We start from the raw sequence: 24,114 nt of genomic DNA, 5'->3' as shown, positions 1-24,114 counted from the left end.
CGAAACGTAAAAAACAAAGGGCGAACAAATCAATCATTCGCCCTTTGTTCATCATTTCATGCCCTATACATTTTGTCTGTCGGCAGGATACATCACGCCCATTTGTCTTCTCGCTTCGTCCATGACGGACATGGTTTGAACAGATAGGGCAAATGTATTGACAGGAGACTGCCCCATTCCCTGCTGAATACACTCAATAAAATGATTGATTTCATAAGACATAGCTGGCTGATCATCTTTGAGAGAGATGTCAGTTTGATGTCCGTCACGGTCGTGTATCGTGATTCGTGAAGGACGGTGGAATTGATCAATCACCATGGTGGCATCCTCGCCTTGAATTTCAGCCGATAAATGAGACGTTGAAATTTTAGAATGAAAAAGAAGTGCTTGATGCCCGTCATACTGTAAAAGGACTGAACCGTTCCCATCCACACCAGAAGAAAGCTTATAGCCTCTCGCGGTGATTTGATTCGGCAGACCAAATAAGTATATGACTGGGTAAACGAGGTACACCCCGATATCCATTAAAGAACCGTTGGATAGCTCAGGCTTAAAGGCATTTGGAAGCTCGCCGCTTCGATAGGCATCGTATCTTGAAGAATATTTACAGTAATGCGCGACCACTTGCCTGATAGGTCCAAGCTGATCAAGATGCTGTTTGATTTGAAGGAAATTAGGCAGAAATGTCGTTTTCATCGCTTCCATCAAACACACTTGATGTTTTTTCGCTGCGGCAATCATTTCTTCCACTTCTTTTCGATGAGAGGCGAATGGTTTTTCGCATAAAACATGCTTTTGATGCCCCATCATCAACATGGCCTGCTCTTTATGAAGGGCATTTGGACTCGCAATATACACGGCATCAAACGTATCACTTTCCGCCATTTGTTGTAAGTTCGTAAAAACCGTATCAATCCCATATTTTTCGGCAAAGGCCTGTCCTTTTTCAGCGGACCGTGAATAGACGGCTGTACATGTAAAATCAGCTAGTTCTTCACCAGCTTGTAAGAACCGATCTGTAATCCAGTTCGTTCCGATGACAGCAAATCGAATCATGTGATTCCCTCCTTCTGCTTTTCTCTGATTATACATGCTTTGAAAGCGTTTGTATGAAAGAATATTCTTTTTATTGCAAAGCGGATGAAACCTTTATATAGGCTGATGCGTCTTACATAAAGGATATAAATGTACGAAAAGTGGGTAGTTTCTTCCTTCTTCGGGTAATACTCAGGATAGAAGGGAGAGGAGGAAACATGAAGCGCGTCCTGCATATAGGAAGTACATACATCTTTGCGCTTTTATTCATAGCGGCTGGTATTTTTCATGTGATAGAGCCGAGCGGCTTTGCCCGCATGATGCCAGGCTGGCCATTTCCATATGTAATGGTCTATGCGACTGCATGTCTTGAATGGCTGCTGGCCTTGCTGCTGCTTTTGCCAAATGTCAGGATTGCAGCGGCAAAATCCATTGCTGTCTATCTTGTACTCATTTTCCCTGCAAACTTATTTGCTGCTCGTGAGGGAATACCATTTCCAGGTCAAGAAAATACAGAACAAGCCTTGCTATGGATAAGGCTTATTGGACAGCCGATTCTCATTGTATGGGCAATGTCCATTGCAAAATGGGAAAAAAAGCTCAAACAATGACGACCATAATCATGATCAAGTAGTGTACAATTTACTCATAAAATAGCCCGTGTTTGGAGGAACAATATGAATTCTATGCAAATGTGGAGCAGTCGATTTAGAAAATTTTTTCTTGATAACAAGTTTGTTCTCTTTTTACTCGTCCTGTTATTAATTGGATTGAATATCCTAGTTTTCATGAAAACATCATTTATTTTCACACCGCTCATTGTACTCGTCAAAACCATTGCCTTACCGATTATTTTAACAGGAGTCGTGTATTATTTATTAAATCCAATTGTTAACTTGTTAGAGAAAGCAAGAATCAAGCGGATCTATTCCATTTTGCTTTTATATATTGTCATTATTGGGATTATTACAGTGACCATCGTGTCCATTATTCCTTTTTTACAAGCTCAAACCATGAGTCTATTTCATAATCTTCCGAAATACGTCGATACGGTAGAAGATCAAATTAGACAATTAACAGGAAGTAACTTTATTAATCAAGTGCAAAACTCGATGAACTTTAACGTGTCTGAATTGGTAAGTAAAGCATCCAGTCAAGCGACGAAGATTTTGGAAAGCACCTTTACCGGTGTAGGAACATTCTTAGGGGCGCTCACAGAAGTCATCATCTCGATCGTGACTGTGCCGTTTATTCTGTTTTATCTATTAAAAGACGGCAAAAAGCTGCCTGACTATCTATTGAAATTTTTCCCAAGTAAAATGAGGGAACATACACATATCATGCTTCACGAAATGAACCACCGTCTAAGCTCGTATATTCGCGGACAGATCATTGTCAGCTTCTGTATCGGTGTTCTTCTGTTAATCGGTTATATGATCATTGGACTTGACTATGCGCTGCTGCTCGCTATCATTGCTGCATGTACAAGCATAGTGCCTTACCTTGGTCCAACAATTGCGATTACACCAGCGATTGTGATTGCACTTGTGACGTCACCAGTAATGCTGCTAAAACTTATTATAGTCTGGACAGTGGTTCAGCTCGTTGAAGGGAAATTCATTTCTCCTCAGGTGATGGGGAAAAACCTTCATATTCATCCCATTACGATTATTTTTGTTATATTAACAGCTGGTAAATTGTTCAACGTGGTCGGCATCATTGTCGCTATTCCGACGTATGCCGTTCTGAAGGTCATCACGACTCACTTATTTGATTGGTTCAAAATGCGGTCTAATTTGTATAAAGAAGAAAAGGTTTGATGTCATAATCTTTTTTTGAAAAAAATATAGTATCATAAAGACGAGCTTTCGATGAAGGAAGCTTGTCTTTATGTGGACATAGATGTTTGGCGTGTTCAAAAGATCAGAATTGAAAGGAAAGAAAATCATGAATCTATGGGATTTATTCGTGGCACTGGTTTTAGGAATTGTCGAAGGATTAACAGAGTACGCACCTGTTTCATCTACAGGTCACATGATCATTGTCGATGATCTTTGGTTAAAATCAAAGGAAATTATTACGCCAGAAGCGGCCAACACATTTAAAGTCGTGATTCAGTTAGGCTCAATTTTAGCTGTCATGATCGTGTTTAAAGATCGTATTTTAAACTTATTGGGCTTAAAGAAAAATATCACCGAAGAGCAAAAGCGCAGCGGGCATAAACTGACTATCGCCCAAATTGCAGTTGGACTTGTTCCAGCCGTCATTTTAGGATTCTTATTTGAAGATTATATTGATAAATATTTATTTGACGTCAGAACAGTCGCTGTCGGTTTGATTTTAGGGGCAGTTCTGATGCTTGTCGCTGACTGGATCAATAAACGGAAATCAGAAACAAGCTCTGTCGATAACATGACTTACAGACAGGCGCTTTATATTGGACTGTTTCAATGTTTAGCATTATGGCCAGGATTTTCGCGCTCAGGTTCGACGATCGCAGGCGGGGTTATTCTTGGTTTGAATCACCGTGCTGCGGCAGACTTTACATTTATCATGGCGATGCCGATTATGGCAGGAGCAAGCTTGTTAACCCTTGTGAAAAATGCCGAATATTTAACACCGGATATGCTGCCATTCTTTATCGTCGGCTTTGTGAGTGCGTTTGTTGTGGCTCTCTTTGTTGTTCGATTCTTCCTAAAACTGATCAATAAAATCAAACTGGTGCCTTTTGCGATATATCGAATTATCCTAGGTGTGATTTTATTTATCCTGTTCATGTAATACTGTAAACTACTCTTTTATAAGAGTAGTTTCAGCGTGTAGACAAACCCTCGCATTCTTTGTCAGTCCTGCGCGCTGGTGCTCACGAATGTCAAATTCGCTCCGCGCCAGTGCTCGTCCTTCCTAGACTGCAAAGGTTTTCTATCACGCTGAAAAAAAGACAAAGAGCTAAAATAAACATCATTTTAGCCCTTTGTCAACAATCTGAAAAAACTACTCTTTTATAAGAGTAGTTTTTTTGTGATTTCGCCTAATTAAACAGTAAAAATACCCTCTTAATTGGTAGAATAAGAATTTTTTTCATAAATTAGTGTTTAAGAGACAGATGAAGGGGTAGTACATAAACATACCAATTAAAGGAGGAGTTAGAAATAATGAGAAAAACAAGCAAAATGTTTGTTGGTTCTGTCATCGCTACGTCAATGATTGCTGCCCCTCTATCTCTTACGACTTTTGGTCAAACGGCTGAAGCTGCTACAACAACAGGTGTTGATGGAAGTGTCTCAATTGATCCAGTAGCCATTGCCGATAAAATTGAACAAGCAGTAAAATCATCTCAAAATCGTGATGGATTCGTAAAAAATGCGGCATACAGTGCGTTCTATGAAGCAGGTCAAAACTACAACGTAGTTGTCCAAAACTTAAGCCAAGACCACGACTTTAGCGGTCTGAACAATGTTGTTTACTATGATAGTGTTGAATATGACGGGATTACGTTTGGTATTTGGGTATTTGAAGATGGTACGTTTGTCAATAATGGCGACGGTGGATATATTAACTGGACGTTTGTTGGCAGCTTTGACCGAGAAGATGGAAGCGGAACTGTCGATTTTCATAAAAGATTCTAATCTTAAAAGTCTGCCGATTCACCGGCAGACTTTTTTTATAACGCACATTCTTCTATTTCAAACCCTAAATCCTCAATGATGTGATGATCCGTTTGGACTTGCTGGCCTTTTGTTGTTAAATAATCACCAACAAAAATGGAATTTGCGGCATACAGTGCGAGCGGCTGGAGTGTCCGTAAATTAAACTCTCTGCCTCCGGATACCCGAATTTCCTTTGTTGGGTTGACAAATCTCATCATTGCCAGCACTTTCAATGCTTTGATTGGGTGTGTTCGTTTTTGATGCTCAAGCGGTGTTCCTTCGATGGCATGAAGAAAGTTGACTGGAATTGAATCCGCATCAAGTGCTCTGAGCGCAAAAGCCATTTCAACAATTTGCTGATTGGTTTCACCCATTCCAATAATGACCCCTGAGCAAGGTGACATGCCAGATTGTTTGACCTGCTCAATGGTCGACACGCGGTCATCGTATGTATGAGTTGTCGTAATGTGAGCATGATGATCATGATGTGTATTGATATTGTGATTATACCGATGAACACCCGCTTCCTTCAGCCGCTTCGCTTTTTCTTCATTTAATAACCCAAGACAGGCACACACTTTCAAAGGCATCGTTTCAGTGATCTCCTTGACTGCTGCTGTGACTTCATCTAATTCCCTATGAGAAGGCGCTCTCCCGCTTGCCACAATACAAAAAGTTCCGGCTTTTCTTTTGAGAGCCTCACGCGCACCAGCTACAATGGTCTTTTGATCAAGCATTGTATATCTTTCAACCGGTGCTTTTGAAATCATCGACTGTGAACAATATCCACAGTTCTCAGGGCAATATCCACTTTTCGCGTTAAAAATCATATTTAATTTCACCTTTTTTTGAAAAAAATGAAATCGCACTTGATAGGCTGCATGCATAATAGGTAACAATTCTCTATCGTCAGCTTCAAGAATGTCTAGCCCCTCTTGCGCCGTGATCGGTTCATTTTTCATCGCCTTCTCCGCTATTGCTTCCCAAGACAAAGACAGCTGCTCTCTCATCGTTAATGCCCCCTTAATATGTTAACTTATTTTTATTAAAAGTTAACACATTGGGCGGGTGTTGGCAATCATGATTCAGATGAAACCAACTCTAAACACCAAAAGGCGATGACTTCATGTCATCGCCTTTAGATATGTAAAGCTAGATTGCTTATCGAACAGTAATATAGTTAATCACAAGCTCGCCTAGTGAATTATAGTAGGAAACTGTCACAGAACCGCGTTGTACAGCGCGAATCCAAGTGAAGTTTGGAGCCGTTTGATCTAATTGAATCGCATACGTTGCACCCGACACAGAAATTTGGCTTGCTGGAAGAGAGACGGCGATTGAAGAACCTACAGAAAGCGTACGGTTCACCGTAATTACTTTATTCATAATAGGAGCTTTTGCTATGACTGGTTCTTTTGGCTGTGCAGCTGCATGAGCACCTTCAGTTTGAGAGAATGTAAGAGCACCTACAGCAGCTAAAGACAATGTACAGATTTTCATGAATTTTTTCATCGGTAACACTCCTTTTTTTGGTATATACATATATTAATAATAATAGAATTATTTGTCAATTAAAATATGTGAAAAAAAGAGTAATTATGGCGAAAATTGTCACATATTATGTTGGAAAAGACATGATTTTTTATTCATATGCTATTTCTTTTTTAAGGGAAAAAGAGGTATAAAAAAAAGCTGGGTTCGTCCCAGCGTAAAGCAGATGAAAAGAGATGATCAATTGTCGTCTCGCTTTTTTGGCTGACGACCTTTTTGCTTCTCCTTCTCTCTAATGTAGTTAATAAAATCGATGGTTTGTCTTCGTGCTTCTTCGGAAAAATCTGATGCTGCTTTAAACGCAATTTGCAAATCAGGATCGTCTGCAAGATCGTCATCGGGCCTGCCTTTGTCCTTACCTGTGAGAAGATAATCGGTTGAGACCCCATATAATTCGGCAATTTTCACAATCATTTCACCGTCGGGTTTTCTCAAGCCGTATTCCCAGTTTGCATAAGTGGACATCGCCTTTAATCCGAGTTTTTTAGCAACTGTTGACTTGCTCCATCCATTCTTCTCTCTTAATTCAGTTAGAATCTTCCCAGTCAAATTATCCATCAGAAACACCTTTTTTCATGTTATGAGTAAATTTTATCATGAATTACACGGAAAAGATAAATAAATACACAAAAAGAATAAAAATGTGGTTGACTTACTCGTTATGTGTATATTATCATAATGAATATAACTTACACATATTGAGTAAGAGGTGGAAAGATGAAACTTGAAAATTTACGAGAAGAGCGCATATTGCAAGGAAAAACACAAACCTATATGGCGAAAAAATTGGGATATAAGTACACAAGCGGCTATGCGAATATCGAAATGGGCAGAACGAAGCCTAGCTTAGAAATAGCAAAGCATATTGCAGATCTGCTGAATACCGGGGTTCAAGAGCTTTTTTTTGGCCAAAAGTTACACGAAAAGAGTAATTGTTTAAGAGAAGATCGGTTCTTAGAAAAGGGGAGACGAACAGAATGAATATTGAACATCCAATGGTGACTCAGATAAGTGACTTTGGTTATCCAAAAAGTTATTGGGTATATGACATGAAACGATATGGATACCAAACAGAAATTGAGGACAGCTTGGAGGGAGCTGAAGAAGATGAGACATCAGCTGACGTTTGATGCTAGAAAAGAAGCGCAGCTTTGTTTAGACCAAGCTGGCGGCTGGATCGCCTTTCATCATCAGACACCGATGTTTGTTTTTGCCACATCAGAAGAGAAAGAGACATATATGACCCTCCTGGAAGCTAAGGTTGATGATACAAAAAAGGAGGAATCAGGTCAACGTGAAACGATGGAAGCAAATCATGACATTTTTGAAATGCTTGCTCAAAGCGAGTAAAAACGAACAAGACATCCGCCAGTGGGCAAAGGATGACGGGAGATCATAACATGGTCATCCATTTAATCATTGAACATGAGCATTTGTTAACAAAAGAGACATTGATGAAAAGAATACGATCAGCTGCAAAAGGGCAATGCCCGCAAAAATTAAAAGGCGCACTATCACTTGAAATTCGTTTATTTGATCACATGCCGTTTGATATAGCTGACTGCCAAAAAAAGCGTACTTACGCAGAAAAAGGGTTGATACGCCCTGTACACGTCAGCATCTTTCAGCCAAATCTACAGCATATTCAACAAGCACTTCATTCTATAGCCGATGAAGTGCCTCTGCAGATGGTCGATCTAAGAGTTTCACAGTTTTATAGTATGTGTCCAAGAGTTGAAATCATTATCAATACGGTAGGTGGTGGCACGAGGCCAACACCAAAAAAGGAGACAAGCAGATGAACGAGCCAAAACAACTATTCATTCAAGAAAACCAAACATTTGTCGGTGAGATGGAAAAAGGAAAAATTCAAGTCATCGTGTTAGATGGGAATGTAGGAACGGCTTATAAAATGGATGTACCTGAACATGGAAAAACCATTATTCAAACGGCAAAAGGTCATTTTGCAAGAGTAGATCACGAGATTGGTTTTAAAATCAGCTAACTGACTGAACACATCAAAGCACAATATGTCCAAGACGGAAAGCCTGCGGACACTGATCAAGACCCTGTTAAGAGGGGCCTGATTGGTGTCCGTTTTTTATTTTTTTAAAAAAGGGAGAGAGCCAATATGCAAGATTTACTCATTGAATATAAAAGAGCTTTAAAGAATGCTAGAAAACAATATGAACCATTTAAAGAAAAAGAAGAACATCAGCTGTCCGTTCAAGACAAGCATGATAAAAAAATGATCGCCAGTATGGTAAGCGATCTGGAATACGTAGTAGAATGGCTTCAAATCGGAAGAGAGCCAGGCGCGCGCAGAGGATTAGACAGACGTTCAGTCTATCAGCGTACCATTCTCGCAAATCCAGAAGTGTTAGAGGCTTTATCACATGAATATACCCTTATTCAAGAGAAAGAAAGAGAAGTCAGTGAGAGAGACAAAAAAAGAATTGATGACGCTTTGTCTGTTTTAACAGATCGAGAAAAGGACGTATTCTTTATGCACACAACACAAGGGTTATCGTTTAGCGAGATTGCGGACATGCTGGATGTCAAAAAAGGAACTGTGCAAAAACATATGGAAAGAGCGCGGACGAAAATGTCCAAAAAAGTACAAGAACGCCTATTCAGAGCTGCTGAATAGGTGTTTTTTCTGTTCAAAAATAAATCAGCTAAAGCTTGTCTTACAATTGCCACCTATAGTTAGAAAGACCAAACGAATGTTTGCTAGCCCTACACAAATGATTCCTTCAGAGGGAATCATTCGAATTAAAAGGAGGCGGCAGGTGAATGTAAATGAAAGATAAACGGATAGAGGCCAAGCAGGATTATATGAAGGGGATGACGTACCAGCAAATTGCTGATCATTACAATGTCTCGATCCATACCGTCAAATCGTGGAAAAGACGATACGGATGGCAAAGACAAAAAACTTCGTCAAAGCAAGCACACTCGATTTTCAATCAATTTCTTTCAGATGAAACGATTGAAATCATGGAGAAAATGGATGGACGCACATCGCTTGATTTAATCTGGGACCAAATTCAAATTCAATATGCAGCCATTATTCGGGCGCAGCGAATCATGTATGTAGCAGATCAAGAGGACATGATCAAAGAGCTGAAAAAGGCGGCATACATGCCTTCTTCATTAGAAGAAACAGGCGAAGGCATTCAGACAGAACTAGACATGACCTCAGAAGAATACTCGTTTCAATTTTCATGGGATCGGCATGCGACGTTTTTAAATGCACAATCCCGTGCAATGGGTGAACTCAGGCGTTTAATAAAACAGTTTGAAGAGCTCGCACATGCGAAGGATGAACGAAGATTAAGGCTGAAGCAAATTGAACTGACGATCGAAAAAACGAAAAAAGCAGTGCGTGAAGAAAAAGAGGAAGATCTTCAAATCATGATCAAGCGAAAAGAGGAAGACTCATGACGCCATTGATTGAAAAAGAAGTCAATCCTCACTTTGAACACTTTCTATTCGATTGGAATCAAAAGTTTCAATTTTTAGTCGGAGGCTATGGCTCCTCCAAAAGCTATCACATTGCTTTAAAGCTTGTCTTAAAACTGCTGGAAGAAAAGCGGACAGCACTTGTCATTCGAGAGGTGTATGATACGCACCGCGAATCAACCTTTTCTTTATTACAAGAAATCGTTAGCGACCTCGGCATCGACCACGTGGTGAAGTGCCGAAGTTCGCCGCTTGCACTAACGTTTCGAAACGGCAGCAGCATCTTATTTAAAGGACTAGACAAGCCTGAAAAATTGAAATCGATCAACAACATCTCGATCATTTGGATTGAGGAATGTTCAGAGGTTTCTTATGAAGGTTTTAAAGAGCTGCTTGGAAGGCTGAGGCATCCGTCCTTACCGCTTTATATGATGTTATCGACCAATCCTGTTGGTCAGGATAATTGGACGTACAGACATTTTTTTCGAGATGAACAGCTGAAGCGATTTGTTTTAGATGACGAAACATTATACAAAAAGCGAACCGTTGTCATCAAGGATACGTATTACCATCACTCCACGGCGGAAGATAACCTATTCCTTCCTAAAAGCTACGTGAAGCAGCTGGATGAGCTGAAAGAGTATGACCCAGATCTCTATCGTATTGCGAGGAAGGGGTATTTCGGCATTAATGGCACAAAGGTTTTTCCTCAATTTGAGGTGAGAAGCCATTCTGATGTATTAGAAGCCATTCAGCAGATTGACAGACCGCTGAAACGAGCAGGCATGGATTTTGGATTTGTTGAATCATACAATGCGCTCATTCGGTTAGCTGTCGATCATGAAAAAAAGTACTTATATATTTATTGGGAATATTACGACCGCGGGAAAACAGATGATGAAACAGCCACTGACCTGCAAGAGTTCATTGAATCACAGGAACTGATTAAAGCCGACGCAGCCGAACCTAAAACCATTCACTATTTTCGGCAGCGCGGCTTTCAAATGGTAGCGGCACATAAGTTCCAAGGCTCACGTTTGCAGTATACAAAAAAAATCAAACGGTTTAAGAAAATTATTTGTTCTGATGCTTGTCCATATACCATCTATGAACTTCAATCACTAACCTATAAGGCAGATAAGGATGGACGTTTAGAGGAAGATGAATTTCAAATTGATCCGCACACTTTATCAGCCATCTGGTATGCGCTGGATGATTATGAAGTGACAGATTTGAAACAGACCGCCTCAGAGCGTGTCCGTCCAAACAGAGAGAGGAGGTCCATACAATGAAACAATTGAAAGCAACCATTATGAAGGCAAACATGTCTGATCATACAAAACAAATGTATGCAGATGAATTTTCCTACGAAAAAGATGACATTGTTCCCCCGCCTTACAATATCAATGAATTAAAAAGCATGGCAGAATATTCAACCATTCTTCAGCAATGTATTGATGCGTATAAGACCAATATTTTAGGCTTTGGTTTTGGTGTAGAATATGCCTTTGACTTTAATGCAGAAGGTGTGAAACCAGCAAAAAAGAAGGCCGCAGAGAAGGAATGGACAAGACTTGAAGAGTTTACGAAATACATGAACTATGATGAGTCTGCTGATGTGGTGCTTGGCTATGTCATCGAAGACCGGGAGAAAACGGGGAATGGTTTTTTAGAGGTTCTCCGAGATGGTCAGGGAAAGCCGGCAGGAATCGAGTATTTAGATGCGCTCCATATCCGTATTTGCAAGCTTAGTGAGCCAGTTGATGTTGAATTCCGGTATACAGAAAACGGCGAATTGAAAACAATGAATCGAAAGAAACGATTCCGTAAATATGTGCAGGTGATCAATGAAAAGAAAGTCTTCTTCAAGGAGTATGGTGATCCACGCATTTTACATTGTGAAACAGGCAAATACGATGACACCACCCCAGAGCCGCTGCGCGCAACAGAAGTGATTCATTTTAAAATCGGCAGTGGAACGTATGGGATTCCCCGCTGGATTGGCAACATCGTCAATATGTATGGGGCACGCAAGGCAGAAGAATTGAACTATCTTTATTTTAAACAAGGGCGGCATGTACCTGGTGCCATCATTGTCGAAAATGGAATGCTGTCTGAGTCTTCCTATCAGCAGCTTCAGGATTATATGGACGATATCGAAGGCTCTGATCATGCACATAAATTTCTATTGCTTGAAGTCGAAGGTCTCCCGACGGAAAAAGGGTTAACTGGAGAAGAAGATGTCTCAAATGTCAAAGTGAACTTCAAATCCCTAGCAGAGATCTTGCAAGAAGATGCACTCTTTTTAGAATACGATGAAAAAACAAGAAACAAAATCCGCTCTGCTTTTCGCCTGCCGCCTATTTACACAGGTGAGTCTCAAGACTATAACAAAGCGACAGCCGATACGGCGCGAAAAACAACAGAAGAACAGGTATTTCAGCCTGAACGGCATCTCATCACAGGAAAGCTCAATACCCTTTTCTTGCCGGATCTTGATATTTGGCATGTTCGTTTCCTATTAAATGGTCCTGACTTTAGAGATCCATTAGAGATTGCCAAGGTTCTGACACCGTTTATTCAGGCTGGGGCAGTGTCACCAAACGATTTGCGAGATCTAGCAGGACGTATCCTTGGGAAAACGTTAGAGGAATGGCCGGAGGATCTCTATTACAGACCTTTAGAAAGCCGCATGACATCAGCCGAACAAGAGCCTCAACGAGAGGCGAATCAGCTGAAGAAATAAACCGAAGCGCATGCGCTTTTTTGAAAGGGGGTGAACATATGCCGAGAGAATTAAAAAACGCAAAAATTACGCATGTTTCCTATGTGGACAGAGCCGCAAACAAAAAGAAATTCTTTTTGATGAAGGCAAAGAAAAGCCAGCCTGATTTTCAAAAGGAGGTTAGTGTGCTGACAAAGGCAGAAGATGCTCATCGTCTTGTGTATGGTGTCGTGTATGAACCGAATACACCTGATGCACACCAAGACTTTATGTCTGCCAAAGAAATTGAAAGAGCGGCACATGGTTTTATGAAGGATGCCCGCCGCATTGACAAGCAGCATGATTTTCAACATGGTGTGGGCGAGGTTGTTGAATCATACATTGCCCCCGCTGATTTTGAGGTAGGCGGTGAGCTGATTCGAAAAGGATCTTGGGTACTTGTAACAAAGGCTTCCCAAGAGATTTGGGATCAAATCCAGAAAGGCCACATTACAGGGTATTCAATGGCTGGAACGGCAGACATCGTAGCAATAGAAGAACAAGATCAGCTCCTATCTCAAAGCACAAATGAGAGAGGGCTTTTTTCTTTGCTGAAAAATTTCTTTTTGAAAGAGGAAGGTGCAAACATGTCACAACATTTTTGGAGCGTTTTAGACCATCTGCTGGAAGCCTTACAGTCAAGTGATGGTGATGAGGCGGGTGTAAGATCAGCGCTTGAGCAATTGCTGCCAATCGTGCAGGACATTTTGAAGACAGAGGATGTGCTTCAAACGATTGGTGAAAGGCCAGCCTCCGTACAAAAACAAGATGCCGCTCTGACAACGGAGCAAGTACAAGAGCTTGAAAAAGCAAAAATGGCCATTGAAAACGTCTTACAGCAGGCAGAACAGCAGGAAACAGATCAAACAGAGGAAGAACCTGTCCAAAAGGTGCTTGAGCAAGTCGTTGCACCGATTCATCATCAGCTTTCTTCCTTAGAGAAATCAGCCAGCAGAGAAAAAGCAGCGCTTGAGCAAGTGCTTCAGCAGCAGCTTTTGCCTATTTCAGAGCGGATTCACATGCTTGAAAAAGCGCGCGGTATGTCAAAACAAACAATCCACGATACACAAAATGACAGTACAAAGCCCATATGGGATGGCTTACTATAAGCCTAAATAAGGAGGAAACAGTGTGAGAAATCAAGAGTTGATTCGCAAGGCCGAAATGACACTTGCCAGCTTAAAAACCGGCGGTCTCATGAACGCAACCCAATCCAACACATTCATTAGAATGATGCAAAATACACCAACCGTTTTAAATGATGCACGTATTATTCCAATGGAAAGTGATTCACAAAAAATCGAAAAAATCGGCTTTGGCCAGCGTATTTTGCGCCCAGCAGAAGAAGGCAAAGCACTTGATGCGAAAGACCGTGTTGTCCCAGCGACAAGCACTGTCCAGCTAAATGCGAAAGAGGTCATCGCAGAGATTCATATGACCTACGACAGCATTGAAAACAATATTGAGAAAGACGGAATTCAGCAGACGATTATGCAAATGCTAGCTGAACGAGCAGCCGTTGACATTGAAGAGCTCATCGTCAATGGCGATACGACTTCAGCAGATCCATTTTTAGCTCAAATGGATGGCGTGAGAAAACAAGCAGTCTCTCATATCGTAGATGCAAACGGAGCGGAAATCAGCCGCCAAATGTTTAAGCAAGCCTATAAAGCGATGCCGTCAAAATATTTACGTGTACCTCAGGATTTCCGTTTCTACACATCTCCAAGCTTAGAGGTTGAGTGGAAGGATCAAGTAGCAAACCGTCAGACAGGCCTTGGAGATGCGGCCATTCAAGGCGGACTTTCTTCTGCATTCGGTGTGCCGGTCAAAGGTCTTGCCAATATGCAGCCATATGACGAAGCGGGAACAGACGTATCAGATATTTTGCTGACACACCCTAAAAATATTATCGTAGGTTTCTCTCGTAATATTCGAATTGAAGTAGAAAAAGATATTCGCAGCCGTAAATTTATTATTGTCCTCACAGCGAAGCTAGACAGCAAATTTGAGGAAGAGGATGCTGTAGCAAAAGTGATGAAAGTGAAAGAGTAGGTGACGGCAGGCCATGATCATTTCTGCTGAAGAACTGCAAGCCTATTCTGTATTTGATCGTGTGAAAAATCGATCTGTAGAAAGACTGACAGCAGATATTATCGAAGCAGAAGCTGCGGTATTTCAGATCGTAGGTCACGATTTCTCAAGTGAAAAATATCAGCCCCTCCCTGAAAAAGCAAGAATCGCATTATTAAAAATGGCTCAATATTTTGCCATGCTGAATGATGACGAATCTATGATGAAAGGCTTTACGTCAGAAAAAATGGGCGATTATTCATATGCGAAGGCAGCTGATCAAGTGAAAGGCAGACCCTATGTATATGCCCTGCTTGTAGATTACATTGAACCAACATTGACCGGCGGCAGTGCCAAACTAAAGGTGAGATCATTATGAGCTATCAATCTCTATTAACAGATCGCTGTGATCTTTTTCACCTTGAGCATAAGGAGTCTGCCCGCGGGAAATACGGGATTCCAGCTGATGATTTACAAATGACACTTTCCTATCCCGATGCTCCCAGCCTGACCGATCTAGCTTGTTATGTCATAGAAAAGAACCAGTCACTTGTGCAAGAAGAGCCGAATACAGTCATTTATCAATCCTATCTTGTCCATTTTCCTTTAGCAACTGATATTCGCTTGCATGACAAAATGGTGTGGAATGGCGTGTCACTCAAATTACAGCAGCCTAAAAAAGTGAAAAATCATCACATCGAAGTGATGGCAGTCAGGAAGGAAAATCTATGAAAATTGATGGACTTGACCGGCTGCTCTCACAGCTGCAGACAGCGTATGATGGCGGCTTAAAGGCAGAATATCAAGATTGGCTGGAGGACATGGGCCTGCAGTTTTTAGACATCATTCAGGATGAATTAATCAAGGAGAATGCTGTTGATACAGGCCGGCTTCTTAGATCCTTTACACAAGGCGATAAGGAGAATCATTTTCTCATTTCAAAAGGCGGTCTCACACTTGAAGTGGGAACGCAGCTTGAATATGCCTCCTATGTCAATGATGGACATGCCACGTCTTCAAGTGGAGAGCGAAGATGGGTGCCTGGCAGATGGACTGGTAGCCGTTTTGAATATGATCCGAATGCAAGTACAGGAATGATGCTTGCCTCTCAATGGATTGATGGCAATGGCTACTGGGATCATGCTGTCATGCTCTATGAGCAAATGTTTGACCAGTCGCTGGATCGAAAGCTGCAAAGCTGGTTCGATCGACATTTTGGGAGGTGATGGAATGAATCAAGAAGTCGGGGCAATCATGCATTATATCTACACACACTTTCCTGTGACAATGTATGATCGTCTTTTGCCAGAACGCTTTCAAGTGCCATCCGTTTACGTGCCGCCTGTGACAGTGATCAGTGGTCCAGATACGGTTTCTACCTTTATGAAATCTTATTCGCTGCAAGTGAAAGTCTTTCATATTGATACAGAAAAAGCACATGATGCGGCAGAATCAATCGTTGATGCATTGCTTGCTGATCGTCAAATCATTCAGATGATGAGTGAAGACGGAGAGGTGCTTGATGATTATGTCCGCATAAAAAGAGTGGAAACAAGAATGATAGATCAAGGCGTAGCAGCGATTGTCCTGACGTGGGATAGCAGCTATTGGTACAACCGTGATAAACAGGCAAGCCTTGAAGATATCAACTTTTCAGATGGGGTGATCAAACGTGAGCAAGACTAAACATGCTCAGCCCGCTCAAACAGCCGGCGAAGAAAAAGAATTTGGCTTTTCATTTGAAGCCTTAAAGGAGCACAGTAAGGATCTTTTTGGGGTCAAACCAGAAATCCTTGAAGGGGCTCTTTTTTATATCAAACATCAACCAATTACAAAAACAGAAGCGAAAAAGCACATTGATGCTTTTTTGTCCAAGGAGGTTTAAAGGATGAACGGAGGCACTTTTACACCAGGTACAGAGAAAAAGCGTCCTGGTATTTACTTTAATTTTAAAACAACAGCAGAGCAGCGAATTACTTTAGGCGATCGAGGTACAGTGGCACTTCCCCTTGTGATGAGCTGGGGAGAACCCAAAACCTTTATTTCCGTTTCAAATATGGAAGATTTAAATAAAAAGGTTGGACTCAACATTGATGATAAGTCACTTCTTCTTTTCCGTGAAGCAAAGAAAAAAGCGCAAACGGTCTTGCTTTACCGCCTAAATGAAGGAGAGCCGGCCAAAGCCGAAATTGCTGAAAATTTTGTCGTCACAGCAAATTATGGCGGCCTAAAAGGAAATGAGATCACAGTACAAGTCGCAGAAAATGTACTTGATAGCACAAAACGCGATGTGATCACTTATCTTGGAACAGATATTGTGGATAAACAGGTCGTCACTGATGTCAAAGACCTTGTGAAAAACAAATACGTTCAATTTTCTGGTGAAGGTGAAGCCGTCATCACAGCAGGTGTGGCACTAAGCGGCGGGAAAAACGGCGTGGCAAGTGTCGCAGATTATACAGCTTTCCTAGAAGCAGCAGAAACAGAATACTTCGATGTCATTGCTCTTCCAGTCGATAATAGTGAGCAATTAAAAGCAACCTTCGCTTCATTTATCGAGCGTCTACGTGATAAGCAAGGACGTAAGGTGCAAGGGGTTGTGGCTAATTATGCAGCTGACCAAGAAGGAATCATCAATGTGACAAGCGGTGTTGTACTCGAAGATGGCACCGAACTAACACCTGCACAAACAACAGCATGGGTCGCAGGTGCAAGTGCCGGAGCAAATTTCAATCAGTCACTGACCTTTGTTGAATACGAAGGAGCGGTCGATACATTAGAACGTCTTGACAATGATCAAGTAGAATACCGATTATCGCAAGGGGAGTTCCTTTTCACCTTTGATGCGAGAGATCGTACCGTGAGTGTTGAAAAAGATATTAACTCCTTGACTAGCTTTACAGCTGAAAAGAACCAGCAATTGGCGAAAAATAAAATCATTCGTGTGCTTGATGCGATCAACAATGATTTAACATTCGAATTAAAAAATCTGATTAAATTACGTAAAGCCAACGGCAATGACATTCCAGCATCAGATGATGGTGTGCAGCTTGTGAAAACACTGATTACTCAGTATCTTACACAGCTTCAAGATGGCAGCGGCATTACAGGCTTTAATTCAGAAACAGATATCGTGATCGGTCTCAATGAAGATCGTGATGGATTTATCATCGATTTAGCGGTTCAACCAGTAGATGCAGCAGAAAAATTCTATTTCAATGTGGAGGTGAAGTAAGATGGCTTTTAAAGCGCAAAATACAATTTCAGGTAAAGAAGGTCGTCTTTTCTTAGAAGGTGAGGAGCTTGCATTTATCAAAACCTTCGAAGCAAACGTGGAGAAAAACAAATCAGAAGTCAACGTCATGGGCCGCCGAATGACTGGACATAAAACAACTGGAGCAAACGGAACAGGAACGGCAACATTCTATAAAGTTACGTCCCGTTTCGTTCAATTAATGCTCAATTATGTGAAAAAAGGAGAAGATCCATATTTCACTCTTCAAGCTGTCATTGACGATAAATCATCAGGCCGTGGCACTGAGCGTGTCACATTATTTGATGTCAACTTTGATTCTGCTAAAATCGCTGGATTGGATGTTGATTCAGAGGCGCTTGAAGAAGAAGTTCCTTTCACATTCGAGGACTTTGATCTGCCTGAAAAGCTGAAGAATACATTCTAAGAAAAGTGGAGGAAATTAGCTAATTAATTAGCAAAATAATAACTGAATATGCTATAATGCAGTTGTAATACAACCGTCTTGAAGCCGTCTAAATTTCGTCTGGTGACGTCTTGTATTCGATTCATTAAAATATGTTTACATGCAAAGCGATTTGCATAAAATAAAAAGAAGCCAGGATGCTCTAACATCCCGGCAATGTACAATGAGGCCCTTCAAGGGGCTGGCTTTTCGAATAGGTTCTTTAGGTAGACTTCCCTTTAACCTTCCACAGCTCAAGGGGGAGTCTATTTTTTGTCTATATACGTCAACAAAGTAAAGATAAACATCCCGAATAAAAGCATAAGGGAAATCGCTTCAAATGTTGACATATGCATCACCCCCTTCCTATTGGGGATGAGCCAGACGCCCTTGAGCAAGCCGTTCAATTGTACAATTCAAATTATACATGAAAAGATTGGAAAGCACATTCAAAAAATGGATGTGCTTTTTTGCATTCAAAAAAACATAACAAAGGGAGTTTTTAAACATGAGTGAAAAACAAACATTTGATCTTTCATTTTTTATGCCGGGACAAACAGTAGAAGCGGAAGAAGTCAAAGTACCGATTTCTAAGCGTTTTGTTGATAAAAAAGGGAATGTCATTCCTTTTGTCTTTAAAGCCATTACAACTGAACGTATTGATGAATTGGAAAAAGAAAACACAACCTTCAAAAATGTCAAAGGCAGAGGACGTGTGAAAGACTTAGACAGCCAGCGCTTCTACGCACGTATTGCGATTGAATCGACGATTTATCCAGATTTCCGCTCAAAGGAATTAAGAGAAGCCTACAGCACACAAGATCCAGTTGAAGTAGCAAAACGTGTTCTGTCAGTCGGCGGTGAATATGCGAACTGGTTAAACAAAGCGATCGAAATCAACGGATTCGAAGATGAAATTGAAGATTTAGAAGAAGCAGCAAAAAACTAATAAAAGATGGGGATAAAGAAGCGGTGTTTTTATATTACGCAATGCACGAACTTCACTACTCCCCATCTGAACTCCTGGAATTATACGAATCACCAAGACCGTTCAAAGCATTCCTTTTCGGACTCATCAGCTACAAGCTAGACATGCTAGAAAAAGAAGCAAAGAAAGGAGGTAAATAATTGGCGAAACTTACAGCACGATTTGAATTAGAAGACCGGGTGTCGAAGAAGTTATTACGCATTCAAAAACGATTTCAAACGTTTGAGAAGCAGCTCAAACCATTTAGAAAACCAGTGAAAATAAGTCTGGAAATGGATGAAAAGAAATTAAGAAACCTCACGTTATCATTGCGGAAAGTTTCAGTATTTTCTATGAGGCTGGATCAGGGAATCTATCGGGATCTAAAAGCATTAAAAAATCAGTTAAACCTAATACCGGATCATCTGGTCATATCCTTTCAGGCGAAGGGGCTGGATGTCATTAAATCCAACATAGATCGTTTGAAACAAATGGGGACAAGTCCCATTATGCTGACGTTTAAACTAAACGATCAATTGTCAGCGAAAATGTCATCGATCAAAAAATCAATTCTTCAGCTCATCAACAGAACGTACTATATGAGATTAAACATGGTTGACCAAGCCACCGCTGCAATTCAACGAATCAAAAAGACACTCAAAAGCTTGACGATGTCCAAACACGAAATCAGAGTGTCTGTTCAAGACAATGCAAAAAGTAAGCTGAAAAAACGAGATCAGGCAGAGTCTGTTGTGAAAGAAAAGAAAGTAAAAAGGCAACCTAATGCAACAGCTGCTACAAAAACGAATGAAAACAAACAGAGCTGGTTGGGTAATTTGGGAAATAAGGCCCTAAAAGAAATTGAAAAATATGCAGGTGACGTTTCAGATAAATTGAAGGAAAAATTGAGTCCTAGAAACTTTTGGGATAATAATGCACTCCCTTGGATTGAAACGAAAATCGACGCATACAAACAAGAAGTGATCGGACGAATTAGTGAGAAGATTAAAATCAATCCTGAGGAGTATTTAGACAAATGGTTTAACAAAGGCTTAGATTTGATCCTTGGTCCGAAAAATCAATCAAGCGAGAACAACAGTAACTCTTCAGCTCAAAATCAAACGACTGAAGCATCAACAAATTCAACTCCTAATACGCAGCCAAATAAACAAAAAGGAAAAGGTTTGTTTCGTAATAGCTGTTGCCCTTGTTGTGCTCGAGGTTTAAGCAGGCGTGGTTCTAATAGAACTAGAAATAGAAATGGCCGTGCTCAAAGGCAGCCCACAAATCCTACCGCCACTTCTAGAGCTGAAAGAAATAGAAGACCTCCAGGTAGACTAGGAAAACTGAAAACAAATGCAGGTAAGATTTTTGAAAAAATCCCTAGTGGATTGAAGAAAACTACAGGCATAGTAGCCTCAGTTGCGGGACTTGCTGGACTGATGAAAGGTAGCGGCGGGTTAAGTAGTTTAGGCGATTCATTAAAAAATATCGGTAGAGGAAGTAGTAAGTTATTAAAAAGAGTGCCTGTATTGGGGAACTTATTAAGTGCAACAGATTTAATAGGAACAACCAAAGAAAACGTTGGGGAAAAAGTAGGTGGTTTCTCTGGAGGTCTTGCAGGAGGAGTTAGTGGAGCTGCAATTGGTCAGGCTCTAATTCCAATACCATTTGTAGGAGCTGCAATCGGTGGTGTTGCTGGAGGCATGGCTGGCACTTTTGGTGGATCAAAATTAGGGGAGATATTTGATACTTCAAAACTTAAAGAGAATATTTCAAACACTTTATTTAATGGCGAATGGTGGAGTGAAAAGTGGGGGAGTGTTAAAACTTCTGCAGAAACGTCTTTAGGAAACTTAAGTGAGAAATGGGAAGATATAAAAACTACAGCATCGAATACACTGTTCAATTCAGAATGGTGGGCAGAACAAGCTGGATACGTTACAGGAGTTTTAGAATCTACTGTCTTTAATGGCGAATGGTGGAGTGAAAAATGGGATGCTATCAAGGACTGGACTCAAGAAAAGTGGGATAGTGCCGTCGAAATATGGGATTCTATTAAGAGGAAACTTAGTGAGACCGTTTTCAACGGAGATTGGTGGGGAGAGAAGTGGGATAATGTAAAGGAATGGACCAAAGAAAAATGGGATGGTGCCGTCGAAATATGGGATTCTATTAAGGGGAAACTTAGTGAGACTGTTTTTAACGGAGATTGGTGGGGAGAGAAGTGGGATAATGTAAAAAAATGGACCAGAGAAAAATGGGATGGCGCAGTCGACATATGGAATTCAATTAAAGGGAAAATTCGTGAAACGGTCTTTAACAAAGATTGGTGGGGGGAAAAGTGGGATAACGTAAAAAGTTGGTCAAAAAGTAAATGGGAACAATCAAAAACAATTTGGTCAACTGCAAAAGCAACTATATCTTCAACTTTATTTAATAAAGACTGGTGGTCAAGTAAGTGGAGTAATGTTCAATCTTGGGGTAAAAATATTTTAGGAGATTCATGGGATTTACTCAAAAGTGAAGGCGCAAAACTCGTTGGTAGGCATATTGTGAAATTTGAAAAAGGTCGAGAAAACGGGAAAAAGGATTTTAAACCTGGTAAAAAAGCCACAGGCGGTTATATCACCCAGCCAACCTTATCATGGGTTGGTGAAGCAGGTAACGAATTTGTTATTCCAACTCAAAATAACCGAGGACGCGGAAAGATGCTGCTTGCTCAGGCTGCTTCTCATCTTGGAATGTCTGTTATGCCAAGCGGAGCAGCTGGAAAAAAACAAGTATCAAGCTCCCCAGCTCCTACAACTGCATCATCTTCTGTAGGTTCAATGAGCGGAGGCGGATCAGTCTCAATGAATGCGAACATTCAAGCTTCTAGCATTGGCGAGCAATTTAATGACGATTTTGAACAAGGGTTAAACCGTAAAGTCATCTCTCTTGATCAATGGAAACAAAAGAATATTCAGCAGCCTTTTGGTCAATTGACATCAGACTCAGGAAAGTATGGTCAGCAAACGGTTTCTGCCTTTGCAAACGGTCAGCAGATGACACCAACAGGAACAGACAGCTTCTTGCAAAGTCGTGTAAAAGCACCCTACCAACAAGTCATGACAGCATCACCCACTTGGGGTTCTGGAACAGTTAGTGGTTTTGCAGCAGGCCAAAATGCCACATCAATTGGCACGAGCCAATACGTAGATCAAAACATCAAACAACCATTCCTGCAAGCAAAACAAGAATCACCAGGCTGGGGTTCTGGAATGATTGACGCCTTTAACAGCGGCATGCGTTCCAAAGGAAGCGAAGTCACGCAAGCGGCCAAAGAAATGGCGAAGAAAGTAGAACAGGCGTTTAGAGAGGAATTAGACATTCATTCCCCTTCACGCGTCATGATGAGTCTTGGGAAATTTGCATCGATCGGTGTCGTAAAAGGGCTCGACTCAGTTGATGTGAAAAAATTTGCTGAAAATCAGGCTGGTTCATTAATCGGTGCCTTCAGCGGTATGGGAGCTTCAGGGCTTAATATTAAACAATGGCTCATGGCGGCTATCATGGCAACTGGTACATCAATGAGCTGGCTTCCAGGTCTGATGACCATCGCGCAGCATGAGTCACGTGGAAATCCGAGAGCGATCAACTTATGGGATTCCAACGCCAAAAAGGGAACCCCTTCTAAAGGCTTAATGCAAACCATTGGAACGACGTTTAACGCCAATAAAGGCAAAGGTATGAATGACATTTGGAACCCAATTCATAATGCCGTAGCAGCTATTAACTACATTAAGGGAAGATATGGAACAGTCTTCAACACGCCGGGATTACGAAGTATGAGAAGAGGCGGACCTTATAAAGGCTATGCAAATGGCGGATTGATTACTCAAGAGCAGGTGGCTAGAGTCGGTGAAGGAAATAAACGCGAATGGATCATTCCAGAGGAAAGAGGCATTCGCGGAAGGTATTTATTGACGCAGGCAGCCAAGGCACTTGGGATGCAAGTATATGATCCATCAAATGCATCTGCTCCTTTACCGAAAGCACAGATGCAGCAAGTTACCTCAGCTCAGTCTACTGGCAGTACAACATCGCCAGGTAATAAACAAATCACGATTCAATTCAATGGAGATCAGCATTTCCATAATGGACAAGATCAGCAATCGCTAGTCGAAAAAATTAAACAAATGCTTGTAGATGAACTAGAAGTAGAGCTTCATACAGGAACGAAGGGGGTCGTAATTGATGGGTAAATCTGTGTATCAATTGTGGATTTCCCAAGGAAAGGACAAGTTGCGATTCCCTGTCCTTCCATCCGAACTCGAAATCACAAACAACGTACAAAATGAAACAGTAAAGGTCGCCTCTTTTGGAGAACTGACCTTTATTGACGTACCATCGGCGAAACAAGTATCTTTCACCTCATTATTTCCTAAGAAATATTCGCCGATTGCTGAATATAAAAGCATTCCATCACCAGAGAATGCGATCGCGAAAATTGAACGAATGATGCGTTCAAAGAAATCCGTGCGGTTGATTGTAACTGGAACAAAAATCAATATGACGTGCAGCATTGAAAGCTTCACCCACAAAGAAGGGTCATATGATATTGGAGATCGTGAATTTACGATCGAGTTAAAGGAATACAAAACTGCATCGCCTAGGAAAATCAAACGGAAGAAAAAAGCAAAACAAACGAAAAAGAAGCGGCCTTCAAAAACACCACCAAAAATGTACACCGTCAAAAAAGGGGATACGCTATGGGCCATTTCTGGCAGGTTTTATGGCGACAGTACAAAATGGCGGCGTATTTGGAATGCCAATAAATTAGCGATGATTAAACGTAGCAGACGCAATATTAAGCAGCCGGGGCATTGGATTTTCCCTGGACAAAGGTTAAAAATACCACAATAGGGG

General features: G+C 41.1%; 30 protein-coding genes. 26 read left to right on the top strand and 4 right to left on the bottom strand.

Annotated features, from left to right (window positions below):
• Positions 1-63 precede the first annotated feature (63 nt).
• Positions 64-1,056 (bottom strand): Gfo/Idh/MocA family oxidoreductase, encoded by a 993-nt coding sequence (locus NSQ25_RS14350; protein WP_070325954.1) that lies wholly within the window; start codon positions 1,054-1,056, stop codon positions 64-66.
• Positions 1,057-1,253: 197 nt separating this feature from the next.
• Here NSQ25_RS14350 and NSQ25_RS14345 point away from each other — a divergent pair, with 197 nt between their 5' ends.
• The 4 genes from NSQ25_RS14345 to NSQ25_RS14330 all read left to right on the top strand — a co-directional run bounded on the left by NSQ25_RS14345 (position 1,254) and on the right by NSQ25_RS14330 (position 4,664).
• Complete coding sequence (locus NSQ25_RS14345) at positions 1,254-1,646, top strand: DoxX family protein (RefSeq protein WP_070325953.1); 393 nt, start codon at positions 1,254-1,256, stop codon at positions 1,644-1,646.
• A gap of 66 nt (positions 1,647-1,712) precedes the next feature.
• Complete coding sequence (locus tag NSQ25_RS14340) at positions 1,713-2,855, top strand: AI-2E family transporter (RefSeq protein ID WP_024423275.1); 1,143 nt, start codon at positions 1,713-1,715, stop codon at positions 2,853-2,855.
• 127 nt (positions 2,856-2,982) lie between these two features.
• Positions 2,983-3,816, top strand: coding sequence for an undecaprenyl-diphosphate phosphatase (locus NSQ25_RS14335; RefSeq protein WP_046313507.1), 834 nt, complete (start codon positions 2,983-2,985; stop codon positions 3,814-3,816).
• 374 nt (positions 3,817-4,190) lie between these two features.
• Positions 4,191-4,664: a hypothetical protein gene (locus tag NSQ25_RS14330; RefSeq protein WP_024423274.1), complete on the top strand. Its 474-nt coding sequence runs from the start codon at positions 4,191-4,193 to the stop codon at positions 4,662-4,664.
• 35 nt (positions 4,665-4,699) lie between these two features.
• On the opposite strand, the gene bioB is transcribed toward NSQ25_RS14330, so the two are convergent.
• The 3 genes from bioB to NSQ25_RS14315 form a co-directional block, all read right to left on the bottom strand.
• Positions 4,700-5,695, bottom strand: coding sequence for a biotin synthase BioB (gene bioB, locus NSQ25_RS14325; RefSeq protein ID WP_326135712.1), 996 nt, complete (start codon positions 5,693-5,695; stop codon positions 4,700-4,702).
• A gap of 151 nt (positions 5,696-5,846) precedes the next feature.
• Positions 5,847-6,197, bottom strand: coding sequence for a hypothetical protein (locus tag NSQ25_RS14320; RefSeq protein ID WP_024425911.1), 351 nt, complete (start codon positions 6,195-6,197; stop codon positions 5,847-5,849).
• A gap of 219 nt (positions 6,198-6,416) precedes the next feature.
• The gene (locus NSQ25_RS14315) at positions 6,417-6,794 is read right to left on the bottom strand and encodes a helix-turn-helix transcriptional regulator (protein WP_065215243.1); all 378 of its coding nucleotides are present in this window, start codon (positions 6,792-6,794) and stop codon (positions 6,417-6,419) included.
• Positions 6,795-6,953: 159 nt separating this feature from the next.
• On the opposite strand from NSQ25_RS14315, the gene NSQ25_RS14310 reads away from it, so the two are divergent.
• From NSQ25_RS14310 to NSQ25_RS14205, 22 genes are all read left to right on the top strand, one after another.
• Positions 6,954-7,217, top strand: a complete 264-nt coding sequence (locus NSQ25_RS14310) for a helix-turn-helix transcriptional regulator (protein WP_098677625.1) — start codon at positions 6,954-6,956, stop codon at positions 7,215-7,217.
• Positions 7,214-7,366 (top strand): hypothetical protein, encoded by a 153-nt coding sequence (locus tag NSQ25_RS14305; RefSeq protein ID WP_170825845.1) that lies wholly within the window; start codon positions 7,214-7,216, stop codon positions 7,364-7,366. Before NSQ25_RS14310 ends, NSQ25_RS14305 begins: the two co-directional genes overlap by 4 nt.
• Complete coding sequence (locus tag NSQ25_RS14300) at positions 7,344-7,586, top strand: hypothetical protein (RefSeq protein ID WP_080701215.1); 243 nt, start codon at positions 7,344-7,346, stop codon at positions 7,584-7,586. The genes NSQ25_RS14305 and NSQ25_RS14300 overlap by 23 nt, the downstream gene beginning before the upstream one ends.
• 50 nt (positions 7,587-7,636) lie before the next feature.
• The gene (locus tag NSQ25_RS14295) at positions 7,637-8,038 is read left to right on the top strand and encodes a holliday junction resolvase (RefSeq protein ID WP_070325951.1); all 402 of its coding nucleotides are present in this window, start codon (positions 7,637-7,639) and stop codon (positions 8,036-8,038) included.
• Complete coding sequence (locus NSQ25_RS14290; protein ID WP_024423268.1) at positions 8,035-8,241, top strand: XtrA/YqaO family protein; 207 nt, start codon at positions 8,035-8,037, stop codon at positions 8,239-8,241. Before NSQ25_RS14295 ends, NSQ25_RS14290 begins: the two co-directional genes overlap by 4 nt.
• Positions 8,242-8,367: 126 nt before the next feature.
• A complete protein-coding gene (locus NSQ25_RS14285; protein ID WP_034282498.1) occupies positions 8,368-8,886 on the top strand; it encodes a sigma-70 family RNA polymerase sigma factor in 519 nt (172 codons plus the stop codon).
• Between the two features lie 152 nt (positions 8,887-9,038).
• Positions 9,039-9,683, top strand: coding sequence for a phage terminase small subunit (terS, locus tag NSQ25_RS14280; protein WP_070325950.1), 645 nt, complete (start codon positions 9,039-9,041; stop codon positions 9,681-9,683).
• Positions 9,684-9,691: 8 nt separating this feature from the next.
• Positions 9,692-10,993: a PBSX family phage terminase large subunit gene (locus NSQ25_RS14275; RefSeq protein WP_162176180.1), complete on the top strand. Its 1,302-nt coding sequence runs from the start codon at positions 9,692-9,694 to the stop codon at positions 10,991-10,993.
• On the top strand, positions 10,990-12,447 hold the full coding sequence (locus NSQ25_RS14270) for a phage portal protein (protein ID WP_041115859.1): 1,458 nt from the start codon (positions 10,990-10,992) through the stop codon (positions 12,445-12,447). Before NSQ25_RS14275 ends, NSQ25_RS14270 begins: the two co-directional genes overlap by 4 nt.
• A gap of 38 nt (positions 12,448-12,485) precedes the next feature.
• The gene (locus NSQ25_RS14265; RefSeq protein ID WP_034282492.1) at positions 12,486-13,574 is read left to right on the top strand and encodes an XkdF-like putative serine protease domain-containing protein; all 1,089 of its coding nucleotides are present in this window, start codon (positions 12,486-12,488) and stop codon (positions 13,572-13,574) included.
• A gap of 22 nt (positions 13,575-13,596) precedes the next feature.
• Positions 13,597-14,520, top strand: coding sequence for a phage major capsid protein (locus tag NSQ25_RS14260; protein ID WP_024425904.1), 924 nt, complete (start codon positions 13,597-13,599; stop codon positions 14,518-14,520).
• 13 nt (positions 14,521-14,533) lie between these two features.
• Positions 14,534-14,917 carry a DUF3199 family protein gene (locus NSQ25_RS14255; protein ID WP_024423261.1) on the top strand — a complete coding sequence of 128 codons (384 nt, stop codon included), beginning with the start codon at positions 14,534-14,536 and terminating at the stop codon, positions 14,915-14,917.
• Positions 14,914-15,270, top strand: a complete 357-nt coding sequence (locus tag NSQ25_RS14250) for a YqbH/XkdH family protein (protein ID WP_326135710.1) — start codon at positions 14,914-14,916, stop codon at positions 15,268-15,270. Before NSQ25_RS14255 ends, NSQ25_RS14250 begins: the two co-directional genes overlap by 4 nt.
• Positions 15,267-15,764, top strand: coding sequence for an HK97 gp10 family phage protein (locus NSQ25_RS14245; protein WP_326135709.1), 498 nt, complete (start codon positions 15,267-15,269; stop codon positions 15,762-15,764). The genes NSQ25_RS14250 and NSQ25_RS14245 overlap by 4 nt, the downstream gene beginning before the upstream one ends.
• A gap of 4 nt (positions 15,765-15,768) precedes the next feature.
• The gene (locus tag NSQ25_RS14240; protein WP_034282479.1) at positions 15,769-16,224 is read left to right on the top strand and encodes a hypothetical protein; all 456 of its coding nucleotides are present in this window, start codon (positions 15,769-15,771) and stop codon (positions 16,222-16,224) included.
• Positions 16,211-16,423 carry a hypothetical protein gene (locus NSQ25_RS14235; protein ID WP_034282476.1) on the top strand — a complete coding sequence of 71 codons (213 nt, stop codon included), beginning with the start codon at positions 16,211-16,213 and terminating at the stop codon, positions 16,421-16,423. The genes NSQ25_RS14240 and NSQ25_RS14235 overlap by 14 nt, the downstream gene beginning before the upstream one ends.
• Positions 16,424-16,426: 3 nt before the next feature.
• Positions 16,427-17,773, top strand: a complete 1,347-nt coding sequence (locus NSQ25_RS14230) for a phage tail sheath family protein (RefSeq protein ID WP_034282473.1) — start codon at positions 16,427-16,429, stop codon at positions 17,771-17,773.
• A gap of 1 nt (position 17,774) precedes the next feature.
• Entirely contained in the window at positions 17,775-18,218 is a 444-nt protein-coding gene (locus tag NSQ25_RS14225; protein ID WP_024423257.1) for a phage tail tube protein, read from the top strand.
• Between the two features lie 526 nt (positions 18,219-18,744).
• Positions 18,745-19,185: a phage portal protein gene (locus tag NSQ25_RS14220; RefSeq protein WP_012011040.1), complete on the top strand. Its 441-nt coding sequence runs from the start codon at positions 18,745-18,747 to the stop codon at positions 19,183-19,185.
• A 41-nt stretch (positions 19,186-19,226) separates the two neighbouring features.
• Positions 19,227-19,364, top strand: a complete 138-nt coding sequence (locus NSQ25_RS14215) for a hypothetical protein (RefSeq protein WP_095357030.1) — start codon at positions 19,227-19,229, stop codon at positions 19,362-19,364.
• Complete coding sequence (locus tag NSQ25_RS14210; protein ID WP_326135707.1) at positions 19,365-23,450, top strand: transglycosylase SLT domain-containing protein; 4,086 nt, start codon at positions 19,365-19,367, stop codon at positions 23,448-23,450.
• Entirely contained in the window at positions 23,443-24,111 is a 669-nt protein-coding gene (locus NSQ25_RS14205) for a LysM peptidoglycan-binding domain-containing protein (protein WP_034282467.1), read from the top strand. Before NSQ25_RS14210 ends, NSQ25_RS14205 begins: the two co-directional genes overlap by 8 nt.
• Positions 24,112-24,114: the final 3 nt, after the last annotated feature.

Origin of the sequence: Bacillus sp. FSL R5-0512, from assembly GCF_038593295.1 — a bacterium.
Lineage (GTDB): Bacteria > Bacillota > Bacilli > Bacillales > Bacillaceae > Bacillus > Bacillus safensis.
Note: the sequence above shows the minus strand (reverse complement) of the source record. Positions and strands in the feature narration are given on the sequence as shown.

Bases quoted from the DNA above. Each gene is read 5' to 3' on its own strand.
- NSQ25_RS14245 (WP_326135709.1), top strand. From the start codon at position 15,267: ATGAAAATTGATGGACTTGACCGGCTGCTCTCACAGCTGCAGACAGCG.
- NSQ25_RS14330 (WP_024423274.1), top strand. From the start codon at position 4,191: ATGAGAAAAACAAGCAAAATGTTTGTTGGTTCTGTCATCGCTACGTCA.
- NSQ25_RS14340 (WP_024423275.1), top strand. From the start codon at position 1,713: ATGAATTCTATGCAAATGTGGAGCAGTCGATTTAGAAAATTTTTTCTT.
- NSQ25_RS14230 (WP_034282473.1), top strand. From the start codon at position 16,427: ATGAACGGAGGCACTTTTACACCAGGTACAGAGAAAAAGCGTCCTGGT.
- bioB (WP_326135712.1), bottom strand. From the start codon at position 5,695: ATGAGAGAGCAGCTGTCTTTGTCTTGGGAAGCAATAGCGGAGAAGGCG.
- NSQ25_RS14310 (WP_098677625.1), top strand. From the start codon at position 6,954: ATGAAACTTGAAAATTTACGAGAAGAGCGCATATTGCAAGGAAAAACA.
- NSQ25_RS14225 (WP_024423257.1), top strand. From the start codon at position 17,775: ATGGCTTTTAAAGCGCAAAATACAATTTCAGGTAAAGAAGGTCGTCTT.
- NSQ25_RS14295 (WP_070325951.1), top strand. From the start codon at position 7,637: ATGGTCATCCATTTAATCATTGAACATGAGCATTTGTTAACAAAAGAG.
- NSQ25_RS14215 (WP_095357030.1), top strand. From the start codon at position 19,227: ATGCACGAACTTCACTACTCCCCATCTGAACTCCTGGAATTATACGAA.
- NSQ25_RS14220 (WP_012011040.1), top strand. From the start codon at position 18,745: ATGAGTGAAAAACAAACATTTGATCTTTCATTTTTTATGCCGGGACAA.
- NSQ25_RS14290 (WP_024423268.1), top strand. From the start codon at position 8,035: ATGAACGAGCCAAAACAACTATTCATTCAAGAAAACCAAACATTTGTC.
- NSQ25_RS14315 (WP_065215243.1), bottom strand. From the start codon at position 6,794: ATGGATAATTTGACTGGGAAGATTCTAACTGAATTAAGAGAGAAGAAT.
- NSQ25_RS14255 (WP_024423261.1), top strand. From the start codon at position 14,534: ATGATCATTTCTGCTGAAGAACTGCAAGCCTATTCTGTATTTGATCGT.
- terS (WP_070325950.1), top strand. From the start codon at position 9,039: ATGAAAGATAAACGGATAGAGGCCAAGCAGGATTATATGAAGGGGATG.
- NSQ25_RS14335 (WP_046313507.1), top strand. From the start codon at position 2,983: ATGAATCTATGGGATTTATTCGTGGCACTGGTTTTAGGAATTGTCGAA.
- NSQ25_RS14270 (WP_041115859.1), top strand. From the start codon at position 10,990: ATGAAACAATTGAAAGCAACCATTATGAAGGCAAACATGTCTGATCAT.
- NSQ25_RS14250 (WP_326135710.1), top strand. From the start codon at position 14,914: ATGAGCTATCAATCTCTATTAACAGATCGCTGTGATCTTTTTCACCTT.
- NSQ25_RS14345 (WP_070325953.1), top strand. From the start codon at position 1,254: ATGAAGCGCGTCCTGCATATAGGAAGTACATACATCTTTGCGCTTTTA.
- NSQ25_RS14265 (WP_034282492.1), top strand. From the start codon at position 12,486: ATGCCGAGAGAATTAAAAAACGCAAAAATTACGCATGTTTCCTATGTG.
- NSQ25_RS14240 (WP_034282479.1), top strand. From the start codon at position 15,769: ATGAATCAAGAAGTCGGGGCAATCATGCATTATATCTACACACACTTT.
- NSQ25_RS14305 (WP_170825845.1), top strand. From the start codon at position 7,214: ATGAATATTGAACATCCAATGGTGACTCAGATAAGTGACTTTGGTTAT.
- NSQ25_RS14205 (WP_034282467.1), top strand. From the start codon at position 23,443: ATGGGTAAATCTGTGTATCAATTGTGGATTTCCCAAGGAAAGGACAAG.
- NSQ25_RS14350 (WP_070325954.1), bottom strand. From the start codon at position 1,056: ATGATTCGATTTGCTGTCATCGGAACGAACTGGATTACAGATCGGTTC.
- NSQ25_RS14285 (WP_034282498.1), top strand. From the start codon at position 8,368: ATGCAAGATTTACTCATTGAATATAAAAGAGCTTTAAAGAATGCTAGA.
- NSQ25_RS14320 (WP_024425911.1), bottom strand. From the start codon at position 6,197: ATGAAAAAATTCATGAAAATCTGTACATTGTCTTTAGCTGCTGTAGGT.
- NSQ25_RS14300 (WP_080701215.1), top strand. From the start codon at position 7,344: ATGAGACATCAGCTGACGTTTGATGCTAGAAAAGAAGCGCAGCTTTGT.